This is a genomic window from Streptomyces sp. NPDC005576 (genome assembly GCF_042871745.1).
Taxonomy (GTDB): domain Bacteria; phylum Actinomycetota; class Actinomycetes; order Streptomycetales; family Streptomycetaceae; genus Streptomyces.
This window is the reverse complement of record NZ_JBIAJC010000022.1, coordinates 94195-107048: the sequence shown is the minus strand read 5'-3', so window position 1 is coordinate 107048 and position 12854 is coordinate 94195. Positions and strand designations below refer to the sequence as shown.

Genomic DNA, 12854 nt, shown 5'->3' with positions numbered 1-12854 from the left:
GACGGTTCGGGGCGGCCGTACGACGAGATGCGGGGGGCGGCGAACGAGTCGTTGACGGCCGCGGTCGCGGAGGAGAACCTGCTGGGGGAGACCACGACGGTGGGTCCGCAGTCGCACCAGGCGGACGGCTACTCCAGCGTGACGCACGAGCTGGCGCACCTGGTGCACGACGCGTTGTCGCCGGAGGAGCGGGCGCTGATCGAAGCGGTGTGGGAGGCGAAGCGGGCGGGTGGCGGCAGTGTGGTGTGGCCCGACGGCGTGCGGCTGGAGCTGCCGGGCGGCAAGGTGCGGGACAACTACTCCTCGACCAGCGCGGATGAGTACTTCGCCCAGCTGACCAACGCCTATCTGGGGACCAACCACGGCAGCGACGCGGCGACCGGTCTGGATCGCAACAACGGCGCGGTGTACGTGCGCCGTCACGAGCGGGAGTTGCTGCCGCTGTTGGAACGGCTGTACGGGACGGACCCGGGCGCCTCCAGCACGCCGGCCAACCCGGTGGCGGCGACCGCCGCCGACGACGCCGTGTACGAGACCTTCCGCGACGCCATGGCCCTCACCGGGCAGACCGGCCCGGCGCCGGACCGTGCCCCGGCATCCACCGTGGCCGGGGACGACCGGCCGGGAACGGCATCCGGAGCGGACGCGACGCCCACTCTGGCTCAGGTCCGTTCCTCCACCGTCGTGCTCGGCTCCTTCGTGGCCGTTCGGGACTTCACCTCCGGCAGAGCCGTGACCCAGGTGTCCGCGGTGCCGCGGACCTACCGGTTGCTGGAACGTCCGACCGGGCTGGACGGGTCGGAGGAGTACGCACCGGTCGGAAACCCGCTCGGTCTGACGTGGCAGTCGGCGTACGCGGTGCACGCGCGACTGGCGCCCGGCCGCCATGACCGGATCGAGGTGTTCGATCAAGAAGCCGACCAGGCGACGGAGTTGACGTTCGCCGAGTTCGCGTCGCTGCTGGCATCGGATCCGTACCTGGCACGGGTGCACGCCGAACTGCCGGTCGCGGTGCTGGTACCGGACGCCCTGTCCCGCGGTCTGGATCTGCTGCGGGCGGTGCGCGACGCGTCGGGCCGCCCCGTCTGGGGCCACACCGGGCGGGCGGTGCTGTTCGAGGAGACGCCGGGTGGCGCGCCGGGAATCGGAGTCCTGCGGGACGAGGGGCGCGCCACCGGTCAGTGGCTGCACCTGCCGGCGGACCCCCCCGGGCAGGAGCCGGAGCCCCCGGAGCCGCTCTGGACCGTCGACGGCGAGCTGGTCGACGCCGCGGATCTGGTCCTGCGTCCGTTCGCCCACCTCGACGGCCCCGTCGCCGGTCACCGGTCCACGACGGAGCGGGAGCGCGGCGGCAGCCGTGCGGAGTGGCTCCACGCGGCAACGGACGCCGGGGAGTCGGCGCACTACTGGAAGCCGCCGGGGGACGGGGTCCCCACCGGCTCCGCATCCGGCGCCCGGTCCGGTCCGAGCCCCTGGTTCCTCCAGGCGTACGGTCGCCCCGGCGCCGTCACGCTGCTGGCGTCGGACGGCCGCACCGTGCGGTTCTCCGGCGAGCGGGCGGGCCGACTGGTGGGGCAACGCCGTTCCTTCGCGGAACTCGTCGCGCCGGACCGCCCGGTCGTGGTCCTCTCCGGCCGAGCGGCCGCCTCCCCGTCCCTCCGCACCACCACCTTCGTCCAGCAGCTCGCGGACTCCTCGGGGCGCACGGTGTTTGCCGCTCCCGAGCGCGCCGTCCACGCGGAGCTGAACCCTCCGCTCGGCGTCGTCGACGACGAGCGGACCGAAGAGCCGGGCACGTGGCGGGTCGCCGCCCCCCGGTCCCGGCGCGAGGCGTTCGACCGGTCCGTCCACGACGGCGGTCCGCCGCTCGGCGGCACGGCTGTGACGGACGACGACCGCATGTGGATGTTCGAGGTACTCCGCACCCACCGTGACCTCCACGGCCCCCACCCGGCGGATCCCCGGTCGGTCCGCCCGCTGGCCGCCGTGGCCCGCCTCCACCGGGCGGCGGCCCCGGCCTCCGGCGCCGTCATGCTGTTCGACAAGGGCAGCCTCCAGGCTCTGGCACGGGCGGCCTTCCGTCTCGACGCCTCGCGGCCGGTGACCGACGGCGACATCGCGCACCTCCTCGACCAGACCGCCGCGTACGGGCCGAAGTCCGTGACGGCGCTGTTCGCGGTCGGCCGCGCCAATCCCCCGGAGGCACCGGCAGGCCGACCCGTGCCCGGGGTGCGGGGCGCTCCCGGTGCGGGGGAGACCTCGCTGAGTCCCGCCGAGGCCCGACGCCTGGCCGTGGCCGCGACCGAGATGGATGCCGTCAGGCTCGCCGGCGGGCCGGGCAGGTACGTCCGCAACCCGCAGCGCGAGGAACAGATCGCCGAGCAGGTGGCTCAGTGGCTCCGCGAAGTCGTGCCCCAGGCCCAGGCCATCAGGCCTTTCACGCCCACCACGGACCTGGCCAGGCTTTTCCTCGGCCACGTCGCGAGGCAGACGGGGACCATCCAGCGGGAGGCGCTGCCGTACCTGGTGCTGGACCGGCCGGACGTGCTGGCCGCCGTGGGGAATTCGGGCCGCCTGCGGGGGGTGGTTCTGACCCAGCCCGGTTTCGCGCAGTTCCTGGGCGCGCATCCGAACCTGCTGAGGGAGCTCCACTCCGCCGAGTCCCTGCCTCCCGTGGCCGAGCATGTGCCGTTCCTGATGCGGTACCAGGAAGTGGCGAAGGCCCTGGAGGCGGATCCCCGGCTGCGGCAGACGGTGGTGCGCGAGCTCGGTCTGATCAAGGGCCTCGGGGGCAAGCTGTCCCTGATCCGTGCGGCCGCCGAGAGTTCGCGGGTCGCGGGCGCCGTGACCTCGGTTCCGCAGCTCGCCGAAGCACTGCGTGCCGCGACCGCTCCGGTGGCCGCCATCAGGGCCCTCCGGAACAACATCAACCTCACCATGGCGATTCGCGCCTACCCCGTGGACACCGAGCAGATCAAGGCCGTACTGGGCAGCGTCGACCTGCTCCGGGCGATGAACCGTCACCCGCAGCAGCTGATGACCGTTTTCCGGATGCCGGAGCTGCTGGCCGCGGCGCGGCGGGATCCCCGGGTGCTGGGGGTGCTGGACAGTGATCCGGAGTTGTCGGACGTGCTGGTGGAGAGTCCTGCCCTGGCGCGTCGGCTGGCGGGGTCGCCGCAGTTGCTGCGGGTGGCTTACGCCAATCCGGGTCTGGCGGAGGTGTTGTCCTACCAACCACGGCGTTTCGATGCCGAGTTGGGCGACGAGGACAGGTTGGCGGAGCTGCTGCGGAGCGCGGTGGCGCAGGTGCCCGAGCGGCAGAACCCGGGGCCCGGTGCACGGCCGGTGCAGCGGTTGCTCGCCGATCCGAAGGTGCGCGCGGCGGTCACGGGGGAGAGCGAACTCAGCCGGGCGTTGCTCGACGCCGACCTCGTGGCGGTCCTGCTGGACCACCCGGACCTGCTGCGCGCACCCCACGAGTACCGCAGACTCCTGGCACCCGAGAACGCCGCACTGCGCGCCCAACTCACGCCCGGTTCCCCGTTGCTGGCCGCGAGCCTCCTGCGTACCCTGCTGCGCGCCGCGAACGCGCCCGGCCTCAGCACCTGGGTGTACGCGCAGGACGGCACCGCCGCTGCGGTGCCGCAGAGCAGGACGCGGATCTTCGCCGAGACGCTGGCCGAGAACCCTGTGATGCGCACCCTGGCGTACGCGGACCCCGCGGTGCGGGAGTTCGCGTACAACAACGCGGTCGTCGGCGAGTTGCTCAACGGCGTCGCCGGGATCGGGGAGGCTCTGCGCACCGAAGGGCGTCTGGCTTCGCTCCTCGCCAGGGACCCCTTCGTGCTGCCCTTCCTCCAGAAGAACCCGTCGGCACTGAACGACCTCCTGAAGAACGAGGGGGCGTTGCTGCAGCTGACCCTGGCGGCCCGCCACGTGACCGCCACTCTGCAGGAGTTCCCGGGCCTGGTCGCCCACTTGGTGGACCGCCCGGCGCTGCTGCGGGCGTTCGCCGCCTACGAGAACGATGTGACGCCGTCCCCGCACTGGAGGAGGCTGTTCACCGATACCGACCTCCTCGCCGCCCTGGACAGTGAGGACGGTCCCGCCCTGGTCAAGGCACTGGCGTCCAGCCCCGACCTGCTGACGGACGCCCTGGCGCGGGACGCCTTCCTCGCGGACCTGAAAGACACCGGCCGGCTCCGCGACCACCTGGCACTCAGCCGGACGTCGGCGAAGGAGTTCGCCCAGGCGGTACGTGCGGCGGGTGAGGTCAGTGTCACCCACAGCGGTATCCCGGTCGAGGCGGGTCCGGCGCGACTGGCCAGGGCGGTCCTCGACGCGCCGGAGCGCATCCCCGACGTGCTCGGCGAGATCGCTGACCCGCTCACCCGTGAGTGGTACCAGCGCACGGCGGCGGACGCACTGCGCGCCCTGGAGCAGCTGAAGGAACTGCGGGGCGCCATCGGGCGGGAGTTCGGCATCCTCCTGGCGATGCTGCAGGACCGGGAGATGACACCCACTCTGCTCAAGCGACCCGGGCTGGTCGGACTCCTGGCCGACCGCACCAGCAGCGCGCTGAAGGCGCTGTACCAACGGCCCCTGCTGACCAGGGGGCTGCGGGAGAACGGCAGGCTCTATCTCTACTTCCTCCGTCAGCCGTCCATGGTGCAGGCACTCGCCAGCCCGTCCTACCAACGACAGGCCGATGCCATGGGGCGGAACCGGGAGTACATCCGCGCCTACGAGGTCCACCGCACCCTGCCCGGAGCGCTGCGGGGCGACCGGTTCGGCGGACTCCTCCTGCTGATGGCCAGTGAAGCGGTCTGTGCGGCCGTCGCGGACGACCAGCGGATGGCGGCCGTACTCGGTGAGAACGAACACCTGGTGGGTGCGCTGGCCGGCCTGTTCTACCGGGGGGAGGGAAAGCAACTCGTCCTGGGGCGGGCAGGACAGGAGGCCGAGACCACGGCGCGAGCCGTGGTGTCCAGTGTCGCGGTCGCACAGGCGCTCGCCGAGCACCCGGCGCGCATCCGCGCCCTGATCGCGGCGCCCGCGCTCGCGCGCGCTCTGGCGGAGTACCCCGGTGAGCTGCGGACGGGACAGGACGCGGCCCGGCTGCTGGACGACCAGCGGCTCGTGGAGGCGTTCCGGGACCATCCGCGGCAGGCCGCGGTGGTGCTGCGCACTCCGGGACTGCTGCCGGTCGTCACGCGGACGCCGGCGCTGGTCAGGGCGATGGAGGACGCGGAGCAACTGGCGGACCTGCTGGAGCGCGAGGAGGGTGTGCGGGCGCTGCTGCGGGAGCGGCCCGAGGTGGCCCAGGACCTGGTGAGCACCCCTGGGCTGGCGCCGGTGCTGGGCGGACTGCCCGGCCTGGCGCGGGCCATGCGGGACAGTGCGGCCGTCGCGGGAAGACTGCGGGCCCACACCGGTCTTCTCACCGTGCTCCGGGCGCGCCGCACACTCGTCGACGATCTGGCGGGCGACACCACGTTGTGGCGGGCCCTCACCCGGGTGCCGACGTTGTCCGAGGCGTTGGCGCAGTCGGCGAGGGTACTGCGGCACCTGCGCAGCCGGCCGGCACTGATCCAGGTGCTGGCGTCCAGCACGGACCCGGTCACCGCGTCCGGTGCCCACCTGCTCGCAGCGCTCTCCGACGACACGCTGACGGCCGTACTGGACGGTCACCCCGAGCTCGCCGCTCTCGTGCTGCGCTCCCCGGAGCTGCTCGGGCGTGTCCTGGCCACTCCCGGATTCGTCGACGGGGTACGGGCCGCCGTCCGTGACGGCAGACTGCCGGAGCTTCTGACCGGCCCCGAGCGGTTGGCCGCCGAGCTGGACCGGATGCGGGAGACATCGCGGTCGACCGGAAGTGCCGGAGGCGCCGGGAGGCAGGGGGCCCGCAGGCAGCAGTCCGCCCCGTCGGACGTGGGCACTGCTCAGGGAGCGGGCGCTCCGGCGACCCGGCAGGTGCCGGACGCCGAGCTGCAGGCGGTGGTCCGCCGGATTCCTGAACTTGGACCGTTGCAGCGCAGGCACCGCGAGGTGCTGGTGGCGCTGGCGCGGGACGAGGAGGTCCCGCAGTTGCTGCGCGAGGGCGCCCTGCTGCCTCGGGTGGTGGCGTCTCCGGAGTTGGCGGCGCTGGTGGCGGCCTTCCCGGACTTGGCGGAGGAGTGGCGGTCGGCGCCGGGGCGGATGGAGGAGTTCGGGTTTGCCGCGTTCCTGGGCCGGGGTGGGGCGAGCTGGGATCTGGAGCGGGACTTCGCGGCGTACGCGGACCATCTCGCCGCACTGGACGTGTCGCTGGAAGGGGGACCGCGCGGGTGGGTGCGGGGTGCGGTGGAGCCGGCCTGGCGTGCGGCGGAGTCGGCGCACCGCGCGAGGGTGGCGGCCGAGCGGGAGGAGCGTGAGGAGCGGCTGTCCGTCTTCCGTCCTCACCTTCCCGGCACCTGGCAGTACAGCGGCCGGGTGGAGTACGGCAACCGTCTGGGTGAGGGGTCGTTCTCGGCTGCGCAGCACCGGGTGCTGACGGCACTGGCGTCGGGAACCAGTCGCCCGCGGGAGTCTGCTGTGCGGGTCAACCAGGCGCTCCACGCGCACCTGGACAGTGGCAGCGGTGGAGTGTCGTTCGCGTACGTGCTCGGTGCGGACGGCCGGGTCGGCGTACTCGTCTACGGGATCAGTACGTCCCGGCAGGGCAATGACTACCGGTGGGACGGCAACGGCAGCGCCTACGTCTCCGGCCCGCTCCCGCTGGAAGCGGCCGAGGACGCGCCGCAGCTGCTCGCCTCCCAGGAACGCGTCGTACAGGCCGACACCCGCCGCGCCGAGAACACCGCCTCCGGCTCCGGCCAGACCGCCGCTACCGCCGCACGGGCGAAGCAGTCGCGGAAGAGCAGCGCCGGAGGCCGCCGGGGCTCGGGCGTGCGCGGCGCGCCGCCCGGTCCCGGGCAGACCATGCCGGGCACCATCGCGCTCTCGGTGGACCAGGTGCGCTCCGTGCCGATCCGGTCCTGGTCGAACGTGGTGGGGCGGGACTTCACCGGGCGCCGGGGCAACCCGTCGCCGACCGGGGTGCCGCAGACGTACCGGATGCTGGAGGAGACCGGCGAACCGGGCGCTCCCACCCCGGTCGGCGGCCCCGGGACGGTCCCGTGGCGTGCCGGCCGACCGCCGTACGTGGTGCACGCGGAGCCGGCCCCGGACACCCGGGACCGGATCCGGGTGATCGACGGTGCTTCGGGTGAGACCCTGCGGCTGACGTTCGACGAGTTCGCCGGGGTGGTGGCCTCGGACCCGCAGCTGCGGGGGCTGGACGCCGACGTCCCGCTGCTGGTGGTGGTTCCGGGCGCGCTCTTCCGTGACCTGGGGCTGCTGCGCGCGGTGCGTGACGCGGCAGGCCGGCAGGTGTGGGGCCACACCGGGCGCGCGGTCCTCTTCCCGGACGCGCAGGGACAGTTGGCCCTCGGGGTGCTCCGCGACGCGGTCCGGATCACCGGCCAGTGGATCACCCTGCCGCAGCGGGCGGGACGGCCGGCCCAGGCGGCACCGGCCGCGCCGGGGCGGATCACCTCCGTGGACGGGGAGGTGTTCGCCGACACCGAGGTGCTCCTACGGCCGTTCGCCGACCACGACGGACGGGTGGCCGGGCACTGGTCCCTGGCACAGCAGAGGTTCGCCGCCGGTCGTGAGGGGAAGCTCGGCGTGGTGGGCTCCGCCACGGAGTCCGCGCACACCACCCAGCTGCCCCATGACCGCCTGAGCGCCACGGCTCCGGAGCCCCTCGTCTGGCCGGGGCTGAACCCGTACCTGCTCCTCGCCCACGGGCACCCCGGGACGGTCGTCCTCCAGGTGGCGGACGGCCGCGAAATCGGCTTCTCCGGTGCCCAGGCGGGGGCTCTGCTGCGCAGGCGCCGGTCGTTCGGAGAACTGTTCCCGGCCGGCCCGGTGGTCACCCTCAGCTGCTGGGCGGCCGCCCCCGACCCCGGCCGAGGCACCACCTTCATCCAGGACCTGGCCCACGCTTCGTCGCGCATGGTCTTCGGCGCCACCAGCCAGGTGAGCATGACCACCACGCCGACGTCGGCCCCGATCGGTCTGGTCACCCCTCCCGGCGGTGCCCGGGGCAGCTGGCAGGTCGCCCTCCCCGACGCACGGACCGCGGCCCAGTTCGACGCCTCCGTCCGCGGATCGGGCCTGCTCGCCCCCGGTCTTCCCGTCACCGCGGCCGACCGCATGACGATGCTCCGCGTCATGCGGGTGACCAGGGACCTCCAGAACCCGAACGCGACCACCCGGCCGACGTTCCAGGACGTGGCCGTCCTCGCACGCCTCCACCGGGACGCCTTCGGCCAGATGGAGAACCCCCGGGCGTTCAGCACAGGGCTCGTGGAGGATCTGGTCCGCGCGGGGTACGGCTGGGACGCCCGCCGGGCAGTCTCCGGTGACGAGATCCTGCACGCGCTGGACGTGGTCCGCACCACGCAGCCGGCCACCCTGCGGGCGCTGATCGCGGCCATGAGAGCGAACCCCCCGATGCCGGAGGGCGTCCCGTCCGAGGGCACCGTCCTGGGAGCGGACGTCCGGCGTTCCGGCCCGGTGGAGCCGCCGGCGCCGGTCGAACCGGCGGAACCAGGCGCTTTCGTCGACGAACTGCTGAGGACGCCGGCACCGGAGCTGCTGGACATCCTGGAGTACATGCCGTCGGGACACCGCCGCTGGCTGGCCCGGAACACCCGCTTCGTGGACGGGCTGACGTCCTCTCTCGCTGCAGGCTCCCTCGCCCGGCAGGACCTCGCCCGGGTCACGGCGCGTCTGCTCGTGGTGGTTCCGGACGGCGTCACCCGACCCGCCTCCGCGAGGCGCGAGGCGTACGCCCTGGTGACCCGGGCGATTCGTGACGCGGACGTGGCCGCGACGCTGCTCACGGAGGCCGCGGTGGTCATGGTGCTGCCCCAGGACACCCCGTTGACCGCCCTCGGCGGCTTCCACGGATCCGGCAGCGGCTTCGACGAGTTCGGCCGCCGCTACGCCCAATTGCGCGGGGCCACCAACGCAGAACTCACCGCGGCGATCCCGGAGGAGAACCTGCTGGGGGAGGTCACCACGGTCCCGGGCGCCGCCCCGCACATGGCCGACGGCTACTCCAGCGTCACCCACGAGCTGGCCCACCTCGTCCACGACGCCCTGCCGGAACGGGACCGCGCGCTCATCGACCAGGTGTGGCGGACCAAGCGCGCTCTGGGCGGCGGCGAGCCCTGGCCCGACGGCGTACGACGGGACCTGGCCGGCCGCGAGGTGGACAACTACGCCTCGACCAGCCCCGACGAGTACTTCGCCCAGCTGACCAACGCCTACTTGGGAACCAACCACGGCACGGACGAGGCCACCGGCCGCCCCCGGGAGAACGGTGCCGACTACGTGCATCGCAGCGCCCGGGACCGGGAGCTGCTCCCGCTGCTGCGACGGCTCTACGGCGAGGACCCCGACGCGGCCCGCGCGGCGTCGGCCAACCCGGTGGAGGCGACCGCCGCCGACAACGCCGTGTACGAGATCTTCCGCGACGCCATGGAGCTCACGGGGCAGCGGGAGCCGCAGGCCCCGGAGGCCTTCGCCAACCCGGCGCGGTCGGCGGAGACGACCGGCGGGAGCGGCACCGGCGGTCTGCGGGGCGCCCCGCAGGCGAACGCCCCACGGCAGACGTACACCGATCCCGACGGCCTGCGGGAGTTCCTGGCGCACCACGCGGTGCCCCCGACCGCGGTCGTCTTCGACGAGAAGTCGAAGACGCCGGGTCCGGCGCAGCGCCAGCAGCTGCTGGCTTACGCGACCCGCCTGGCGCGGGAGTTGCGGGCCTGGTACGAGCAGGGCGACGGAACGCTTCCCACGGTCGTGGTCACGGGTCACGGCAACGGGCGGAACGCGGAGGCGACGGGCCGCCAGCGTGCCCAGGCGGTGGCCGACGTCCTCGCGGCCGCCCTGGAGCGGTTGGGGGTACGGGCCCGGAACACCGGTCCGGTCTTCCGGGTGGCGTCGGCCGCGAGGGAGCTCCCCGAGAGGGCCCTGCTGGCCGGCGGCGAGCAGACGCGGCGCCGAGCCGCGGTGGTGCGGGTGGAGCGCCCCGAGATCGTCTACGCGGAGCCTTCCGGCGACGGGGTACAGGGCGCCGGAGCCTCCGAGGCCGAGGAATGGTTCGCCCGGCGGAACGTCGAGGTCGCCGGGGACATCACACACCTGGCGGCCATGGCGTGGCCCGGCCGGGGTGCTCACAGCAGCCGGCCGGCAGCCGCAGCGGCCACCACCCCGGTCGTCCCGGTGGACCCCCCTCTCCTGCGGTCGGGCATCGCAGGGCCGATCCGGCACCGGACCGACCGCAGCCTGCTCTTCCGGTGGGAGCGCGAGCGTGGCTGGGCGACGTACGAGGACGTCTTCCGTGACGGACTCACCCCCAGGAGCATGGACGTCCCGACCCTCGACGAGTACAAGAGCGCCAACACCCCGTCCGTCTGGGTGAGCACCACGCGTTCGCAGACCGCTCAGCACCCCGAGTGGGGCACGGACCTGCGGTACCTGATCGACGCGCCCGGCGGCGTGGACGTCCGGGCGACGCTGCCCGACTCCCCGCTCGCCGAGCTGGAGGAGGAGGTGGCCTTCCCGGGAGGGATCCGGCCCGAGTACATCGTGGGTGTCGAGGTGACCGACGGGGCCCGGCTGGACCCCGACACCGGCGCCTACACCGCCGAGGTGTACTTCGTTCCCAACCCCTCCTACGACCCCTCCGGCCCGGATCGGACGTACGGAGGACTGCGCGGAGCGCCGCCCGCCCCCGGCGAACAGGTGGGAGCCGGCGTCAGGGTGTCGCTCGGCGAGGTGCGGTCCTCGACGATCAGCTTCGGCACCCAACCGGTCGGCCGGGACTTCACGGACCAGTGGCAGGCACCGCGGATGGCCGAGACGCCGTCCTCCTACCGGCTGCTGACGCGCACCGACAACCCGGACGAGTACCGCCCGGCCGCCGACGCGCTCGGGCTGCCGGCGCTGCGACGGGCGCCGTACCTGGTCCACGCCGAGCTGGAGCCGGGCATCTCGGACCGGATCAGGGTGTTCTCGCGCGGCACCGACTCCCCACAGGACCTGACGTTCGGCCAGTTCGCCGAGCTGCTCGCCTCCGACGCGGACCTGGTAGGGCAGGACCCCGACGTACCCGTGCTGATGCTGGTACCCGAGGCACTGTCCGGAAACCTGAACCTGCTGCGTGCGGTGCGGGACGCCCTGGGCCGCAGTGTCCGCGGACACACCGGACGCGCGATGCTCTACCAGGACGGGCCGGACGGTCCGGTGGGCATCGGGGTGCCGGTCGACCCGGAGCGGGTGACCGGCCAGTGGCTGACCCTGACCGAGGGCGCCGAGGAGCCGGTACCGGTGCCGGGGCTGATCACCTCCGTGGCCGGGGAGGAGTTCCACCCGGACCAACTGGTGCTGCGGGCGCTCGCCGACGAGGAAGGGGACTTCGCCGGGTACTGGTCGCTGCCGGAGCGGGAGTTCGCCACCTCGGTCGAGCGCAAGCTGCAACCGGCCATGCGCAGCTCCGTGTTCGCACAGGTGAGGCAGGCGCCGGAGGGCAGTTGGAGCACCGGCTCCGATGTCGTCCCCTGGTCGCACCAGAGTGCGCGCCCCTACTACCTGCTCGCCCATGGCGTGCCCGGCGCCGTCCACCTGCGCACCACGGAGGGCCGGAACGCCCGCTTCTCCGGGGAGCAGGCGGGGCACCTGCTGCGGTTGCGCCGGTCCTTCACCGGCTCCCGAGCGCAATCCGCCGTCGAACGGCCCGTCGTCAGCCTCATCTGCTCGGCTGCTGTTCCTCCGAACGGCCCGGTCGAGAGGGCTACTTTCACCCAGGATCTGGCGAACACGCTGGAGCAGATGGTTTTCGGCGCCACTGACAAGGTGGTCCTTGTCGGAGAGACCCCGTGGCTCGCCGTCGCCGACGACGAGCGGACCGGCGAACACCGCACCTGGAAGCTCGCCCTGCCCGAACCCGGTGGTGCCGAACTGGACCAGCTCGTCCACGCGGCCGGCCTGCTCCCCGCCGACCGGTCCCCCACCGCCGACGACCGCCGGAGCATGATCCAGGTGCTGCGCACCGACCAGGACCTGCACGGCCTGGGGGCGAGAGACCCGCAGCGGCTGCGCGACCTCACCCGTCTCGCGCGCGTGAACCGGGAGGTCTCCCAGGGCCGCGAGCACGCCAGGCCCTTCGACGCGAGCCTCGTCCAGGACCTGGTACGGCTCTCCGGCGGCCGCCCCCGGGAGACGGACGAGGAGTTCCGCGCCCTGTTCGAGACGCTGTACGCGCAGGACCGGGCGTCGGCGGCTTCCGCACCCGGCGCCCGGTCCGCCGCACCCGGCTCCGGTCAGCGCGCGGCGGAGCAGGCCGAGGCCGCCGCCCAGGCGTCGCCCGAGGCGCCGGCAGCCGTACCCGTGGCGGTACGCCCCGCGGACGCGGAGGCGCTCCTGACCGGTCTGCCGGCGATGACGGAGACGGCGCGGGCAGAACTGCTGATGACCCTGCCGTACGAGCAGCGCCGCTGGCTGGCCGCCCAGCCGTCCCTGGTCCTGGACCTCCAGTCGCGTCTGACGCCGCAGGAGTTCTCGCTGACGGCCGCACGGCTGATGGTCGACGTTCCGGCGGACGTCTCCCGCCCCGCCTCGGCACGTCGGGAGGCGGAGCGGCAACTGGCCCGCATGCTCCGGGACACGACGCTCACCGCGGGGCTGCTGACCGGCGGCGCCCGGGTACTGGTCCTGCCCAGGGACGCCCGGCTGACCGAGACCACGGCGTTCCGGCACTT

At 73.6% G+C, this 12854-nt stretch carries 1 protein-coding gene (running past one end of the window); it reads left to right on the top strand.

All coding sequences use genetic code 11. The features are described from left to right. Nucleotides 1-99: 99 nt before the first annotated feature. Nucleotides 100-12854 carry the start of a hypothetical protein gene (locus ACFYPN_RS30675; protein WP_389302775.1) on the top strand. The gene runs 19273 nt beyond the window's last position, so the window shows 12755 of its 32028 coding nt (coding positions 1-12755); its start codon is at nt 100-102; the stop codon falls past the right edge of the window.